Source organism: Paenibacillus sp. FSL R7-0273 (genome assembly GCF_000758625.1).
In the GTDB taxonomy this organism is placed as follows: Bacteria; Bacillota; Bacilli; order Paenibacillales; family Paenibacillaceae; genus Paenibacillus_AQ.
Window position 1 is genome coordinate 1129609 of record NZ_CP009283.1, and the last position, 15968, is coordinate 1145576.

15 protein-coding genes are annotated in these 15968 nt (G+C 55.8%); 4 read left to right on the forward strand and 11 right to left on the reverse strand.

Translation table 11 applies throughout. From position 1 onward, the window contains the following. Positions 1-146: 146 nt before the first annotated feature. Entirely contained in the window at positions 147-1235 is a 1089-nt protein-coding gene (tnpB, locus tag R70723_RS04820) for an IS200/IS605 family element RNA-guided endonuclease TnpB (RefSeq protein ID WP_197071793.1), read from the forward strand. A 190-nt stretch (positions 1236-1425) separates the two neighbouring features. On the opposite strand, the gene R70723_RS04825 is transcribed toward tnpB, so the two are convergent. Beyond that, positions 1426-1737 carry a (2Fe-2S) ferredoxin domain-containing protein gene (locus tag R70723_RS04825; protein WP_042198045.1) on the reverse strand — a complete coding sequence of 104 codons (312 nt, stop codon included), beginning with the start codon at positions 1735-1737 and terminating at the stop codon, positions 1426-1428. Between the two features lie 340 nt (positions 1738-2077). Between R70723_RS04825 and R70723_RS04830 the strand changes: the two genes are divergently transcribed. Further along, positions 2078-3259, forward strand: coding sequence for a YsnF/AvaK domain-containing protein (locus R70723_RS04830; protein ID WP_039870212.1), 1182 nt, complete (start codon positions 2078-2080; stop codon positions 3257-3259). Between the two features lie 137 nt (positions 3260-3396). On the opposite strand, the gene glpX is transcribed toward R70723_RS04830, so the two are convergent. The 4 genes from glpX to R70723_RS04850 all read right to left on the reverse strand — a co-directional run bounded on the left by glpX (position 3397) and on the right by R70723_RS04850 (position 7060). Then, positions 3397-4392, reverse strand: coding sequence for a class II fructose-bisphosphatase (gene glpX, locus R70723_RS04835; protein ID WP_039870214.1), 996 nt, complete (start codon positions 4390-4392; stop codon positions 3397-3399). 65 nt (positions 4393-4457) lie between these two features. After that, the gene (locus R70723_RS04840) at positions 4458-5258 is read right to left on the reverse strand and encodes a pyruvate, water dikinase regulatory protein (RefSeq protein ID WP_039870216.1); all 801 of its coding nucleotides are present in this window, start codon (positions 5256-5258) and stop codon (positions 4458-4460) included. 18 nt (positions 5259-5276) lie between these two features. Further along, positions 5277-5933, reverse strand: a complete 657-nt coding sequence (locus tag R70723_RS04845) for a helix-turn-helix transcriptional regulator (protein WP_039870217.1) — start codon at positions 5931-5933, stop codon at positions 5277-5279. Between the two features lie 176 nt (positions 5934-6109). Further along, a complete protein-coding gene (locus R70723_RS04850; protein WP_039870218.1) occupies positions 6110-7060 on the reverse strand; it encodes a DMT family transporter in 951 nt (316 codons plus the stop codon). Between the two features lie 219 nt (positions 7061-7279). On the opposite strand from R70723_RS04850, the gene R70723_RS04855 reads away from it, so the two are divergent. Both R70723_RS04855 and R70723_RS04860 read left to right on the forward strand, forming a co-directional pair. Continuing rightward, positions 7280-8704: an aminotransferase-like domain-containing protein gene (locus R70723_RS04855; protein ID WP_039878261.1), complete on the forward strand. Its 1425-nt coding sequence runs from the start codon at positions 7280-7282 to the stop codon at positions 8702-8704. Between the two features lie 138 nt (positions 8705-8842). Then, the gene (locus R70723_RS04860) at positions 8843-9448 is read left to right on the forward strand and encodes a hypothetical protein (RefSeq protein WP_039870219.1); all 606 of its coding nucleotides are present in this window, start codon (positions 8843-8845) and stop codon (positions 9446-9448) included. A gap of 143 nt (positions 9449-9591) precedes the next feature. Here the strand turns inward: R70723_RS04860 and cysC are convergent, their stop codons facing one another. From cysC to R70723_RS04890, 6 genes are read right to left on the reverse strand one after another with little or no spacing between them, the layout of a single operon-like run. After that, positions 9592-10494 (reverse strand): adenylyl-sulfate kinase, encoded by a 903-nt coding sequence (cysC, locus tag R70723_RS33900; protein WP_231574824.1) that lies wholly within the window; start codon positions 10492-10494, stop codon positions 9592-9594. Further along, the gene (locus tag R70723_RS04870) at positions 10491-11363 is read right to left on the reverse strand and encodes an STM4011 family radical SAM protein (RefSeq protein ID WP_039870220.1); all 873 of its coding nucleotides are present in this window, start codon (positions 11361-11363) and stop codon (positions 10491-10493) included. Before R70723_RS04870 ends, cysC begins: the two co-directional genes overlap by 4 nt. Further along, positions 11360-12856, reverse strand: coding sequence for an STM4012 family radical SAM protein (locus tag R70723_RS04875; protein ID WP_039870221.1), 1497 nt, complete (start codon positions 12854-12856; stop codon positions 11360-11362). The genes R70723_RS04870 and R70723_RS04875 overlap by 4 nt, the downstream gene beginning before the upstream one ends. Positions 12857-12894: 38 nt before the next feature. Beyond that, positions 12895-13680, reverse strand: coding sequence for an STM4013/SEN3800 family hydrolase (locus R70723_RS04880; RefSeq protein ID WP_039870222.1), 786 nt, complete (start codon positions 13678-13680; stop codon positions 12895-12897). Positions 13681-13700: 20 nt separating this feature from the next. Next, positions 13701-14966: an STM4014 family protein gene (locus R70723_RS04885; protein WP_305954263.1), complete on the reverse strand. Its 1266-nt coding sequence runs from the start codon at positions 14964-14966 to the stop codon at positions 13701-13703. Then, the gene (locus R70723_RS04890) at positions 14963-15808 is read right to left on the reverse strand and encodes an STM4015 family protein (RefSeq protein ID WP_039870224.1); all 846 of its coding nucleotides are present in this window, start codon (positions 15806-15808) and stop codon (positions 14963-14965) included. The genes R70723_RS04885 and R70723_RS04890 overlap by 4 nt, the downstream gene beginning before the upstream one ends. Positions 15809-15968 lie beyond the last annotated feature (160 nt).

The following is a 15968-nucleotide window of genomic DNA, read 5'->3' on the forward strand; positions in this document are numbered from 1 at the left end:
GAAGCGGAGACAGCAGGGGGTTTTTATCTAAAAAAGCTGAGAATACTCCACCCTCGATAGGGTGGGGATGAATCTGCGGTATTTGACCTAAACCCGAACGCATGTGCTATAATATGAATAATATTACCAAAAATGAGGTGTCGCACATGCTGATACATCAAGCCTATAAATACCGGATCTACCCCACACCGGAACAACAGCAACTCATAAGGCGTATGTTTGGCTGCTGCCGCTTTGTGTTCAATACCTTTTTGGACACTTGGAATCAAAGCTATGCGGAAACGGGAAAAGGCTTGTCCTATCACGCTTGTGCGACAAAACTCCCTGCACTAAAAGCACAATACGACTGGCTGAAAGAAGTCGATAGCATCGCTTTGCAGTCGGCTGCCCGTCATGTGGCGGATAGCTTTGATCGCTTTTTCAAAAAGCAAAATCAAGTGCCACGCTTTAAGAGCCGGAAGCATCCGGTTCAAAGTTACACGACCAAATTCACGAACGGGAATATCGCCATTGAGGGGAGTCGCTTGAAGCTCCCAAAACTCGGCTGGATGCGTTTTGCAAACTCCCGGAAGCTGGAAGGCCGGATATTGTCTGCTACCGTGCGTCAAAACGCCAGCGGGAAATTTTTCGTTTCGCTTGGTTGCGAAGTTGAAAAGAACCCACTGCCGCAAGTGGACGCACATATCGGAATCGATCTGGGTTTGAAAGAGTATGCTGTAATCTCGAATGGTGAACGGTATGCCAATCCCCGCTTTTACCGCCAATATGAGAAAAAGCTGGCGCTTTGGCAGCGGCGGATGGCTCGGCGTACTCCGGGCGGCTCCAACTGGAAGAAAGCGAAGCAGCATGTCGCTCGCATTCACGAACGTATTGCGAATAAACGAAATGATTTTCTCCACCAACTGACAACGAAACTGATCCGTGAAAACCAAACGATTAGTATCGAACATCTGCGTGTCGCGAATATGATTCAGAATCCCAAGCTTTCAAAATCCATCGCGGATGCGTCTTGGGGGGAGTGGGTACGGCAACTGACGTACAAAGCCCTTTGGTATGGACGAACCCTTCGGATCGCTGATACGTTCGAACCGACCAGTCAGCGGTGTCACGTGTGTGGCACGATTCACCCGGAAGTAAAGAATCTTGCGGTTCGGGAATGGACGTGTACCGTTTGCGGTACGCTTCATGACCGTGATGAAAACGCCGCTCATAATATTGCACAAGTAGCGGTTTAACCGCCACCTATCCAAATGATAGAACTGCGGGAACGCAGGAATCGCTTGCTAAATAAGAAGAGGTTACTCTTCTGTTCGCAAGAATCCGCCACTTCAAGCGTTAGCTAAGTGGGGGAGAATTCAAATGCGGGGGGACGGAATGCATTGTCGCACCGCCCAGGACACAGCATGCGGAAATTACCGAGTCAGGCTAGGCTTCCATTTTCAGCATAACCAGCTCATCCACCGGCTCGCCGCCTACCAGATGCTCCTCCACAATACGCGGCACATCCTCAGTGGTCACGTTATAATACCAGATGCCGTCGGGGTAGACGATGACAAAGGGACCGTTGCCGCACAGCCCGAGGCAGCTGGTTTTGTTGATTTTGACCGTTTTGTTGATGCCCTGCTCCACCAGCTGCTCCTTGAACGCCTGCATGACATCCTCGACCTCCTGGTTGTTGCAGTGCTCACTGCAGCAGAACAGCAGATGCTTTTTTAATACCTTTAATCGCATATTCATGGGTAGACCTCCTTGGTCATGTGGAAATGGCTGACCTATCTTACGAGGAGTATAGTCTCTTTTTCCGGATGTGTAACGAGGTTCAGATCATTGTTCGTAAAGGCTTAACATATCGTCTGATCCCGTGATTTACATGTGATTATACCTGACTTTCACAGGGGAAATATGATGAAAATATGTCGGAGGATAGGATTTCCACCGCGTTTTCTGTTTCGAAAATATATTTGAGGAATCGTGTGAATTTGAGAAACTTTCAGTTTAGCGGATAGGGGAGTGGTTAATTAAGAAATGTGAAAGAGTGACTACAAAAATTAAAAAAAGCTATCAGGAGGGAATCGTTATGAATAGGAAAATTGTAGGTGTGTTCCATACCGAATATGAGGCTTCACAGGCTATTGAAGATCTGAAAAGCCACGGATTTCTGACAGAGGACATCTCCGTGATTGCCCGCAATAAAAAGGATGTCGAAGCGATCAGCGATGAGACAGGCACCAAGGCTCCGGAAGGCATGGCCTCCGGTGCAGCAACCGGCGGACTGCTCGGCGGAGTGACCGGCCTGCTGGCAGGGATTGGAGCTTTGGCCATCCCGGGAATCGGACCTATCATTGCCGCCGGTCCAATTGCTGCCACACTGACAGGAGCGGCCATTGGAGCAGGAACCGGAGGGCTGGTAGGCGGCCTGATCGGTCTTGGTATTCCGGAGGATGAAGCGGAAAGCTATAACAATTATGTGGATGAGGGACGGATTCTGGTTATGGTCGATGCGGATGAAGCGCGTCTCAGCGATGTGTACAGCGTATTCCGTAACCATAATTCGGCCAATGCCGAAAGATATATAGAAGATACCGGTGCAGCCGGTTCCCGCAGAGCTGCGGCTGATGATTCAGTGTCGGATGTCGTAGATGCGGCCTTTAACGGATCTGGCCTGGAGGGCCGGAATGACACGGGGCTGGATACAATGAACTCTGCTCCGGTGCATGATCTGCCGGATAAGCGGGCGCATGAGGATATTGACCAGCCGGGTATGAAGGCTGATTTGTATTCCGGAACGCCTGACGGCATGGGCAAGCATGTAGACAGCAGAAGCTCACTTGCCTTTGAAAATGAGGATGACGAGGCCCGCAGGCTGCGATTGCGCGAGGAGCAGCTGGATGTGTCCAAAAACAAGGTGCAGACCGGTGAAGTCAGTGTGCGTAAGGAGATCATCGAGGAGCAGAAGACGATCAATGTTCCTGTGTCCCATGAGGAGATTGTGATTGAGCGGCGCTCGGTCAACAATGATTCCAGCACAAAGCCGGTCGGAGCCGATGAAACCATCCGCATCCCGGTCAGCGAGGAACAGGTGGAGGTTCACAAGAATACGGTCGTGACAGGGGAAGTGGACATTCACAAACGTGAGGTTCAGGGCACTGAGCAGGTAAAAGATACCGTGAAACGCGAGGAAGCCCGTGTCGACAAGACCGGCGATGTGAAGGTTAATGCCAGCGATGAGCTGCTGAGAGACCACAGCCGCACGCGTTAAGCGGCGGTGGCAAGGCAGTTGAATCGGGAAGTATAAAAGGGTTTGCCCAGGTCCGACAGGACCCCGGGCAAACCCTTTTTTTGCTGCCGGCAGCAGATGCAGATGACGCTGCGCCAAGTCCCAGAGACTGGTGTCAGCTACATAAAGGCAACGTTCTGGCGGTCTGAGACACCCTGCGGAATATCCTTGCCGGGCAGGAAATGAATGCTGCGGATATAGCGGATGGTCCGGCTCTGCGCCCGCATGATAACGGAGTGCGTCTCGGCACGCTCCTTGCCGATGAACCGTACACCGCTGAGGAACTCGCCGGAGGTTACCCCGGTAGCGGCGAAGATTACATCACCGGTGCCGACCATATCCTCCATCGACAGCACGCGGGCCGGATTATCCAGACCCATCATCAGGCAGCGCTGCAGCTCGAACGGCCCCTCCGGCAAAAGCCGGCCCTGCAGCTCGCCGCCGAGGCATTTCAGGGCAGCGGCGGCAAGTACGCCTTCCGGCGCACCGCCGGAGCCCATGTACAGATCAACATCGCTGTCCGGCAGCGCAGCTGCGATCGCCCCGGCCACATCGCCGTGGCCAAGCAGCCTGATCCGCACACCCAGCTCGCGCAGGGTGCCGATCAGCTCTTCATGGCGTTTGCGGTCTAGCACCATCACCGTCAGCTCAGACAAAGCCTTGCCGGTGATCATGCTGGCTTTACGCAGCGTAACCTCAGCGGAATCGTCCAGGCTAAGCCTACCGGCCAGCTCGGGGCCGCAGGCCAGCTTTTCCATGTAAATATCGGGCGCATGCAGCAGGCTGCCGCGGTCGGCAATCGCGATGACCGACTGGGCGTTATGCAGCCCGCAGGCAACGACCTCTGTCCCTTCAAGCGGGTCAACGGCCACATCTACAGCAGGGCCGTTCTTTGTGCCGACCCGCTCCCCGATATAGAGCATCGGTGCTTCATCCATTTCGCCTTCGCCGATTACAACGGTTCCGTCAATGGAGACAGAATCAAACATGGAACGTATGGCTGTTGTGGCGGCATCATCCGCCGCGTTCTTGTCGCCCCGGCCAATCCAGCGTGCTGAGGCTAAGGCGCCCAGCTCCGTTACCCGTACAATCTCCAGTGCCAACTCACGTTCCATATGTTTTCCCTCCATTAATAGTCTATAGGTTTGGTGTTCAACGCTTGCTTGCGGCAGCCTCCAGACTACAGATGGCCCATAATGATGCCGGCGGTTTCTTCGATGGCTTTGTCCGTAATATCGATGACCGGGCAGCCCAGCTTCTTGAACAGCACTGCCGCGTATTCCATTTCCTCGTTGATCCGCTCCAGGCTGGCGTATTGCGAGCCGGCCGGCAGCCCGAGCATCTTCAGGCGCTCGGAGCGGATCTTCAGCATGTACTCCGGCTTCATCGTCAGGCCGATAATCCGGCTTGGCGGCAGGCTCAGGAGCTGCTGGGGCGGAGCGATCTCCGGCACAACCGGATAATTAACGACCTTCTTGCCCCGGTGGGCAAGGAAGATGCTAAGCGGAGTCTTCGAGGTCCGGGACATGCCCAGCAGCACGATATCGGCCTTCAGCATGGCACCCAGATCACGGCCGTCATCACAGGCAACGGTGAATTCGATGGCCTCGATCCGCCGGAAATAGTTCTCATCGAGCTGGTGCAGCAGCCCGGGACGGGCCTGCGGCGCATCATCGAAGGTGTCGATGAACGCCTGCATCATCGGGCCCATAATATCGACAATCCGCAGATCCAGCCGGACCGCTTCCTCGCGGATCATCTCCCTGAGCTCAGGCTGCACCAGTGTATAGGCGACAAAGCCCTGCAGCTGGGCCGTTTCCTCCATAAGCCTGCGCAATTCATCCTCATGTCTTACATTGCCGTATCTCCTGATCGTGACACGCTGATTCTGGAACTGGTGGATAACGGCCTGCACTACTGCTTCTGCCGTATCGCCTATTGAATCCGAGCATATCGTGATGTAGTGCGAAGATTGCTCCATGCGGTTCTAATCCTCCCGTTATCCTTTGGCTTCGAGATCGAGGAGAAGCTTTACGATGGAAGTTTTGGTCAACCGGCCTGTGACTGCAAGTCCAGAGACTGAATCTTCCGCGCTGCCCGGTACGACTACCGGCAAGCTGTCTACCTCATGAAAAATCATTTTATGTGCGGCATCCAGCACCGGCTCATCAGGCGATACCGTGACCACCTTGGGTACACGGGTCATGACCATGCTGACCGGCATGGATACCGCACCGGGATTGCCGAGTGTTACCTTCAAAAAATCCTTGCGGGAAGCGACTCCGGCCAGCCTGCCGTCCCCGTCACAGATAATCAGGGTGCCGACATCCTGCAGGAACAGGGTGACGACGGCATCCTGAATCGTTGTTGTTTCACGTATGACTACCGGGATGCTCTGGATATCCTTAACCTTCGTTTCCCGCAGCAGATAGCCGCTGCCCAGATGGGCTACAGAACGCTGTCCGGGGAAATAGCCTACCTTCGGCTTAGCGTCGATATACTCCAGCATGACCAGAATGGACAGGTCATTACGGATGGTCGGCCGGCTGAGGTTCAGGCTTTCGGCGATCTGATCGCCGGAGATGGGTGCACGTTTCTTCACAATTTCAATAATTTGCAGTTGACGGGATGTCAGTTCGATTGCGGGTCCCTCCATTTTCCGGATATTATCAGGTCTCTCCTATGGGAAAAGGAGTGCTGTCGCCAATTCCCCCTCTCATTCAGACGTCTTAATGGTAATAATACCCCTTAACTTGTTTATATAATACGCAATAATGATCATTAATGCAACATATAGTACGTCATAAATAAATTTAGTAAGCACAAATTGCTTTATTCCTGTGCAGCGGCATCGAGTTTGGGAGCAGGAATGACAGCGGGCTGAGGCTTCTTTTTAAACAACAGCTCCTTCAGAGCCCCCGCATTAACAAGCACGGTCCCGGCAATGATGGTGAAGACGCCGAGCAGCGTAAGCCAGGTCACTGCCTCATTATAGAAGAGATAGCCTACACCAACGGCAATCGGAGGGGAGATGTACAGCCAGGTTGATGGAAACACCGGATTGGTCTTGGCGACAAGCCAGTAGAACAGGGTATGTCCGACCATGGAGCCGATAACGGTCAGATAGAGCAGGGAGCCGGCGGTTTTGAGCGAGAATAGAACTTCCGGATGCCATGGTTCGGCAGCAAGCGATAAAAGAAACAGTAGCACACCCCCGTACATCATCTGTGCGGCATTCAAGGCAACAGGCGATACGCCGGAAAAGGCAGTGATCACTTTTTTGGAATAGATAGCACCGGCCGCGTAGCAGCATTCCCCGATCAGGACAACGATACAGCCGGTGATCCATAGCGGGGACACGTCCACAACCAGGCTTGGCAGCACAAGCAGCAGTACGCCGGTGAAGCCGATGATGCAGCCGAGCATAGAGTAGGAGGGCGCTTTTTGACGGAGAACAGCGGTCTGCATCAGCAGGATCATCATCGGTCCGGTAGCTGACAGCACGGCGGCAAGTCCTGACGATACATATTGCTCAGCCCAGTAGAGTGCGGAGAAGGTGCCGAAGGTTAGTGCAGCGCCGGTAATCAGCATTTCTTTGCGCAGCAGCAGGGAGAAGCTGGCCTTGCCTTTGAGGACCATCCACAGAAACAGGACAGCTCCGGCCAGAAAAAAGCGTATGCCTGCGGAGAAAAAGGGCGGTGCTCCAGCGTCTACGCCGATTTTGATAGCAAGAAAGGTAGTGCCGAAGATCAGACAGACGAGTGAATAAGCAAGCATAATCATGAATATTTCCCCTTTGTGAATGTAATATGGCAGTCCGGTAAAGCGTTGTGGATAATCATAACGGGCTGGACACAGAACAGTTGATAACGGATAGAACAGATAGGGCACAGGATGCTGTACAATAGGGGAAATAACAAGGGATACGTGCTGCAGGCTGGGCTTAAATACGGGCTCCGTGGAGGGACAGCTGCGGAAATTGCTGAGGGGAGTGCAACAGGCATGAAAAAACAGGCCAATCTGGAACAGAGTCATCCGCTCTTCCGTCAGGTCTACGATTATATGGTGAACCGGATTGTGCGTGAGGAGTGGAAGGTGCATGACAAGCTGCCGTCGATCCGGGTGCTGGCTGAGGAGTTGCAGGTGCACCGGCTGACGGTCTTCAAGGCATACCGTGAGCTGGCCAGCAGCGGCAGAGTGTATGTAAAGGATAAATCCGGCTATTATGTCTCGCCTGCCGGCATGCTGCGCGAGGAGCGTGCTGATCCGAATGCGGATACCGCTGCGGTACCTGTCTATTCGCTGACTAATCCGATGTCTGATATTCAGCGTATGCCGGTTAAGTACCAGTTCTCGCAGGCGCTGATTGATCCCGGGCTGCTGCCCAACCTGTTCCTGTCCGATTATGTAAAAAAAGTGTTCGATCTCTATCCCAAGGTTATGGGCACGTATTCTTCCGTCCAGGGCGATCTGGAGCTGCGCGGGGTGCTTAGCCGGCACTATCAGGAGCATTACAAGCTGCAGCTGTCACCGCAGGAGCTGCTGATTACCTCGGGGGCTCAGCAGGCAATCAATCTGATTGCGGGTCTTGTGCTCGGACCGATGGATCATGTGCTGGTGGAGCGGCCGACTTACAGTGTGGCGCTTGATATTTTTCGCCGGGCGGGTGCCCGGCTGCTCCCGGTTACGATTACACCGGAAGGGTATGATCTGGAGGCGGTCGAGGAGCTGATGCGTACCTACCGGCCGCGGATGTTCTACATCAACCCGACCCATCATAATCCGACGGGCTATACCGTGCCGGCACGCCAGCGCAAGCTGCTGGTCGAGCTGGCGGAGCGTTACCGCTGCCTGCTGGTCGAGGACGATCCCTTCCGCGACATCTATTTCGGGGAGGCGCCGCCGGCGCCGTTCTTCGCCTATGATACGGAAGGCTGGGTCATCTACATCAGCAGCTTCAGCAAATACGTGGCGCCGGGGCTGCGGATCTGTGCGGTAGCCTGCCGCCATCCGTTCATGGAGCGGCTGATTACCGCCAAATCGATGGCGGACAACGGGTCGCCGCTGCTGAACCAGAAAATCTTCCTGCATTACTACACTTCGCCGCGCCTGCAGCAGCATCTGGGTAAGCTGAGGATTGCGCTGCAGGTGCATAAGGAAATTATGGAGGAGGAGCTGGCCGGCAGCGGCTGGGAATGGTCCGCGCCCGAGGGCGGGCTGAACCTGTGGATCAGGCTGCCGGACTCCGTCTCGGCAGCCGCGCTGCTTCAGCGCAGCATGGAGCACTCCATCTCCTTCGTGCCGGGTGCGCTGTGCGACCCGCTTGGGGAGATGACCTCCTGGCTGCGGCTCAGCTATTCCTTCGCCAGCGAGAACATGCTGCGCGAGGGCATGCGCAAGCTGATGCAGCTGGCGCGGGAGCTGTGAAGTGCGGGGCGTTCAAGCGGGTGAGGTTCCGTTGAAGGGCCTGGACAGACCGGACGCCGGGCAGCGGGAGAAGCTAGGGGCAGAGACGTAGACACATTTAGTGCCGGGAACGGGGCTGTAAGCGGGCTGTTGGGCAGAATGAGAGGCAGAAATGCCTTTGAATTGGCCGGAAGCGGGCTGTTGGGCGGAATGAGAGGCAGAAATGCCTCTGAATGGGCCGGAAGCGGGCAGCCGGGCGAAATGAGAGGCAAAAATACCTTTGAATTGGCCGGAAGCGGGCTGCCGGGCGGAATGAGAGGCAAAAATGCCTCTGAATTGGCCGGAAATGTGCTGCGGGGCGAAATGAGAGGCATAAAGGCCTTTGAATTGGCCGGAAACGTGCTGCGGGGCGGAATGAGAGGCAAAAAGGCCTCTGAATTGGCCGGAAGTTGGCTGCCGGGCAGAATGAGAGGCATAAATGCCTTTGAATTGGCCGGAAGCGGGCTACGGGGCGAAATGAGAGGCATAAATGCCTCTGAATTGGCCGGAAACGGGCTGCGGGACGAAATGAGAGGCAAAAATGCCTTTGAATTGGCCGGAAGTTGGCCGCGCGGCGGAATGAGAGGCAAAAATGCCTCTGAATTGGCCGGAAGTTGGCTGCCGGGCAGAATGAGAGGCAAAAAGGCCTCTGAATGGGCCGGAAATATGCTGCGGGTCGGAATGAGAGGCAAAAATGCCTCTGAATTGGCCGTTTGCTGCCGCTAGGCCGCAGGATGCATAATTTGTTACGCGCAGTAGCAGCCTTCTCTTGCCTAAACCATATTCCCCGCAGTAGCACTCTAGCCAAAGTAACCAGCCGTATAACCAAACAGCGCCTTGTCCGGATAAGCAGACAGGGCGCTGTTTGGTTATTTGTTTAGCTGCAGTGAAGTGTGTTCTGTCAGCCAGGCTAATAGTGTGTTTGTACTTTCCTCCGGCGTCTGCCCGGCAGTGTTGAGCGTCAGCTCGGGGCTGGGCGGTGCTTCGTATGGATCGGAGATGCCGGTGAAAGCGGGAATTTCACCACGGCGGGCTTTGGCATACAGTCCTTTGACGTCCCGGGATTCGCAGACCTCTAATGGACAGTCTACATAGACTTCAGCGAAACGCGGAAGAGTCTGACGGGCATAGTTACGCATCTCCGTGTATGGGCTAATGAGTGAAACTACAGTAACCACACCGTGGCGGTTAAGCATCTCAGCAAGGTACACCGTCCGGCGGATATTCTCAAACCGGTCCTCCCGGCTGAAGCCGAGACCTTTGCCGAGCGCGCGTCTCAGTTGGTCTCCATCCAGCCATTCAGCGGCAATGCCTAATTTGGTCAGCCGGTCCGTTAGCAGCGAGGCGATGGTCGATTTGCCTGCACCGGACAGACCGGTCAGCCAGATTGTCATGCCTTGACCAGCGGCGCCAGTTGTGTTCCCGTTACAAGTAGCGCCAGCCCCAACATCCGCCCGGCTTACCGAACCACCTTTAGTCACTCCAGCCCCAGCATCCGCCTGGCTTACCGAACCATCTGTTGTCACTCCAGCCCCAGCATCCGCCTGGCTTACTGAATCACCTGTAGTCACAATAGTCTCAACATCCAGCCAGTTGGACGCGACAGCACTCTCGTCATAGTCATCAACCCGGTGTGCAGCATTATCGTGAGCCGCTCCTGACTCATCATTTGCTTGAGCTGCTGCCTGATCGCAAACCGCCCCAGTCCTATCATCTGCTACAGTCTCAGCATCGACCTGAGCTATTCCGACACTTTCACCATCTGGTCTCATACGCTCACCTCCGCTATCCCATAAGGTATCCGCTCAAGCAGACCCCGGCCGTATACCTGCTCCAGCTGGAGCTCGGGCATATGAATGTACCCGATATAGCAGTCGCAGACCTTCATGCGGCAGCTCCGTTCAGCGGCGAGGCCCTCAAGGCCATCGCGGTAGAGATTGCCGATGACTCCCCGGTCCTTGTAGCAGCGTTTAACTGTTCCGGCTCCCTGGATATAGAATACATTTTTGCCGGCGTTACAGCTTTTGCCCAGACTGTCATAGTCGGCGGCGTTGATAGAAAAATGCGGATCAATACTGCCGAGGAAGGCGAGATCCTCAGGTGTATAATAATCCGGTTTGTCCTTGTAGGCGTTCACCCACAGGTAGATGTCCCGCGGCAGGGCAGCCCGCAGTGAGGCAATCGCCGGAAAAGCGCTGCGGATGCCCACGCTGCCCACACTAAGCGGAATCCCCTGCTGATGGACAGCCGTGCACTGGGCCAGAAATGTATCCTCACTGACCTGCCCCGGATGATAGGTAGCCCAGAAAGCAGCTGTAGCGGGATTCAGCTCCGGCAAAAAGGCAAGGTTAGCCGACAAATTGGTCTGAATGGCTACCTTGTCCACATGGGGGAGGCGGGAGAGGGTGATCAGCGCATCCTTGTACCAGCGGTGAATCAGGCCTTCGCCGTAGGGATTAAAGAATACAGACAGCCGGTGACCAGCCGCGCCTTGCTCTGCTGCCCACCGGACAAAGGCTTCAACGCCCTCGCGGTCCTTGGCCAGTGTTGCTGCGCTGTCTCTGGTTTTGCCGAACGGGCAGTAAGGGCAGTCATAGTTGCATGAGGTGAGGGACCCCCGGTAGTAGAGAACGGCATTCATGGCAGGATAAATCCTTCCATGCGGTCCCTGATATCACCGGAGATGAACCAGTCACCGATCGAGTCGGAGTAACCCAGACCCTCAGGAGTTAACCGCAGAATGCCGTCCCGGCCCCCAAGCCAATCATCCTGACCAGCCTCCCGAGTCTTAGCCTTGGTGCTGTATAAGCCCTCAAGCCGCTCATCCTGCCGCTCCTCATCCTGATCCCCATCATGAATCACATTCTGCTCGTCATACTGGAGCTCACCCAGCCCGCTCTCAAGCAGCAGGGTAAGCTCAGGGTGGTCGTCCCACAGCGAAGCTGAGAAGCGTCCGCTGTAATCAGCCAGCCGCAGCCCCTCGCTATGCAGCAAAGCCTTGAGGATGAACCGCCGTTTCTGCTCGGCCAGACTTAGCATGATGCCGTAATCCGCCGTGTCATAACGCTCCGCTGACACGTAGTCTGCAATAATGCTCTCCGTTGCCTTGCGGCTGACCCCGTAGCGGGAAGCATAGTGCAACTCCCGGGTATAAGAGCGGGCTCCGCAGCCCAGGCCGACCATGCCCTCCTCCTGGCAGCTGTAGTCCAGAATGGATTTGTCCGTGCCGGCCTCTTCCTTGGCGAACCGGCGCATCGAGTACTGGCGGTAGCCGTGCCCGGCAAGAAGCCTGCAGGCGGCAGTATAGCACTCATGCCGCAGGTCCTGCTGGCGCTGCATATCGCCCGGCTTAACAATCGTATGCTCACGGGTATAGAGCGGATAGATAAAAATCTCCTGCGGTTCATGCAGCAGCGCCTGCCCCAGCGAATAGAGCCAGGACTCCACCGTCTGGCCCGGGAGCCCGTAGATCAGATCGAGATTAAGGATGGGAAAATCATATTGTCCGAGCAGCTCCAGCGCGCGGTAGACGACCTCCGGATTTTGCGGACGGTAAATAGCTGCCGATTCGGCTGCCACGAAGCTCTGAATACCCATGCTGACCCGGTCAACGGTGTTCTCCTTCAGGATGGAGAGCTTTTCTTCCGTGATCGTCTCCGGTGAGGTTTCCACCGAGATGGAGGCGCGGGAGGTATCCAGTCCCATGATTTCCCGGGCAATCCGGAACAAGCGGCTGAGCTGGGGGGCAGCCAGCAGAGTCGGCGTACCGCCTCCGACCGCAAAGCGGGCAAAGGGCTTATGACCGGTAAAAGCTGACCACTGCCGCGCCTGCCGCTCCAGCGCATCCACATAACGCTCGTGGACATCGTCACGCTTGTCCGGCAGAGTGAACAGGTTGCAGAAGCCGCAGCGCGCGCCGCAGAACGGAATATGCATATACAGAAAAAACGTCTCCGCAGGCTCATTCAGCCATAGCTGCTCCAGAGAAACAGGCGGCTGAAATTCCCGGTAGGCGGTCTTGTGCGGATAAGAATATAGATAATTACGGTAAGGCTGTGCAGTAATCTGCTCCTTCCATCGCCGGGCCTCCTCCGAAGAGAGAGACGGTGTTAAGCCATAATCAGTGGATGTCATTCGTTTCTCCTTTCATCCGGATTAAATTGTCAGCCAAGCTACAGGATGAACTCCCGGTAAGGTACATTCCATACAGTCTCATGTGCCAGGCGGTGGCCCTCATAGCCGTCCTCGCCGTAGGCTGTGCCATGATCCGAGAAGGCCATGCAAAAGACCGGGTTGCCGCGCTCGCGCAAACGTGCGAACAAACGTCCCAGCTCCCCGTCGGCATAACGCAGCGCGGCGCGCTGGCTGTCCACAGAATCCCTGCGGGCACCCGGAAGAAACATATGGTTGGGCCCGTGGATGGCAGATACATTAAGGAACAGGAACAGACGCTCATCCAGCGGCGTATTATCCAGCACCTTGAGGGCATGGTTCACCTGATGCTCTGTAGACCGGGGGTTCGTCACACCGAAGGTCATGCGCCAGTAGCTGTGCTGGAAATAAGCGGGGAGGACGCGGGCTAAGGGAACTTTTTTGGTGAAAAAAATAACTCCCCCGATGCACACTGTACGGTACCCCTCGGCTGCAAGCCCGGATACCAGATCCGGCGTATCAAACAGCCACGTATGAGGATGGGTTTTCAGGCCGGTATTCCTGGAATGGAACAGCCGCACATGTGAAGCTTTATCTGTATTAGCCGGAGTCGGTAAAAAGCCGCCGAAGAAGGCGTGATGCGCTGCATAGGTAAAGCTGCCAGGGGTGTGTCTTTTCTCCCAGGAGCCCGTGCCGCACAGATTGGGGCAGTTGGCCTCCTCCAGAACAGCAGCGTCGTAGCGCAGGGTATCAAGTGTAATCATCAGAATGTCATGGGTGCCGACAATGTCATTCATATCAGTCATAACCGTTAATAGCACCCTTTCTAAGAGGATATAATCCGGTGTTCCAACAGCTTTTTCATTTCCCAGTCGTAGGTGCTGAGGCCTTCATATTCAACATCGTACAGCAGGTCGCCAAAAGGATTCACGTCAGCTACATAGGTACGGCGGCTGCTTCCCGAGGATACAAGAACATCAATCCCGGCGATTGCCGACCCGGGAAAAGCAGCAAGTGCCTGTACGGCTGTACGCCGTACCTCACTCTGCTCTTCGTCCGTCAGTCCGGCTTCCGCAGGAGTCATCCGCCTGCTGCGCAAATGCAGATTGGTTATCGGTGTCTTACTAACCCGGGCGACAGAGTGGCCGGCCTCTCCCAGGACAACAAGCTGGCGGATATCAAACGAGACTCCCGCTGATCCGGCCTTGGGAATCCACTGCTCACTATAAGCGCCGTGGCTGTAGAGCCAGTTGATGATGCCCTTCAGCACTGCCGGGTCCGTGTAACGCCGCAGCTTACCGGAATTGTAGTACACAGGAGGCCGGGTGATGTACTCCTCGACCCCGATCGTAGTCACGGCCAGCTCTGCTCCGGTAACAGGGTTGATCTGGTAGGCGATGACGCCGGAGGCGGCAGAGCCGCAGGCCAGCTTGATAAAAACCCGGTGCATCCGCTCTGACAGCATCAGCCCCCGGAGGGATTCATAGTCTGCCGGGGGCTGTGCGCCGCCCAGCGGACGCGGAACCGGAACGCCGGCAGCGGCAAGCAGCTGCTGCGTCCGGCGCTTGTCGGTCATCGCGGCTATATCGCCGGGATGATTCTGCCAGCGGGCAGCCGGCAGAATCCTGGCTGCTTCGCGCTGAATCCGGGCCAGCAGCCGGCAGTAGCCGCGGAACCACTGGGACGGATGATGCAGCACGCCGGGCAGCTCCTTCAGCCGGCCGGCAGCCTGAACGCTGAGCGGATAGGGATCGCTCAGCTGCCTGAAGGGATGCAGCGTGTCGTCCTGCTCCCCGGCATCCGGCGCGCCGAGGGCAATGAGCGCCTGCTCAAGCGCGAAGCTGCCGCCGGGCGATTCCAGCCGCAGCAGCGGCTGGCTCTCCGTCATGTGCCGCTCCGGCAGGCCGGCCCGCCAAGCTCCCGGCAGCTGACGCTCCAGCAGATTACTGAGCGAGGCGCCCTCCAGCAGCTCCCGGTAAGAGACAAGCAGGGCCGGGGGCAGCCCGAGCCGGCTCCGCGCCTGCCGGATGCCAGCTGTACGCTTGTCGCCGGGGCTGCACAGCAGGATCAGCGGCAGCGTACTGTGCATCATTCGGTGATGGAAGGATAACGCCAGTCTTCATCGTCATCGCTCTTTTGCTGGTCGCTGACGTCAACAGGCAGGCCACTTTTTCTCCAGCGGGCGATCATCTCATCCGACATATAATGATAGCTCAGGTTCAGGGCCTGCAGGCCCTTGATCCGGCTGCTGGCCAGCAGCGCTTCCGCACCCGTGTCACTGAGCGTTCCAAGTGATAAATCAAGCGTATGGAGCTGGTCCAGAATCTCTGCTTCAGCCACCGCTGCTGCAATTTCATCCTGAATCTCACTGTTTTTCAGACCCAGGTAGGTCAGCTTCGGAAATTTTCCAGGCTGAATCAGCGGCAGGATATCCTCCAGGCTGCCGTCAAAGCCGTAGTTATCAACACCAAGGTACAGCTCCAGCTTCCGCAGATTCGGCAAAGAACCGGCGGCAATTTGTGACAGCACTTTTTTGCCGAGGCCGCCCGTAATAATAATCAGCTCCTCCAGCTTGTCATGCTGCAGATTGCTTAGTCCCAGGTCTGTTCCGCCTTGAATGGTGAGTGATTGCAGCTCCGGGTAAGCAGGAAGCAGGGGGGAGAGATCAGTCTGGGTAATCCACGAAATTTCACATTCCTCATAGCTCATGTCCCCGATAAAAAGCTTGCGCAAGGACGGAAAGCTTCCGCTATGCTTAACAAGCGCCTCCACAACCTCGTCTGAGCTGTTCTCGTAGGCCTGTCCCCAATCCCCGATAATAAGACTGGTCAGCTGCGCAGCTTCAGGGCTGGCGCTAAGGCGCTCGATTTCCGTATCCATTCTCTGGCCGTCTTCATATTCGTCGTATCCGACAGCGAGCTTTACTTCCGTCATTAACAATCCCTCCCGGAAAATATTGGCTTCATTGTCACCCTAACATCTGGGGGAAGCGTAGTCAAATGACCGGAGAACGAACTTGCCGGAGGCTGTCTTCTACGGATAAGCCTATGCTCAAAAACACCCGGCCCCTCCTGTTATAGAAGAAGCCGGGTGC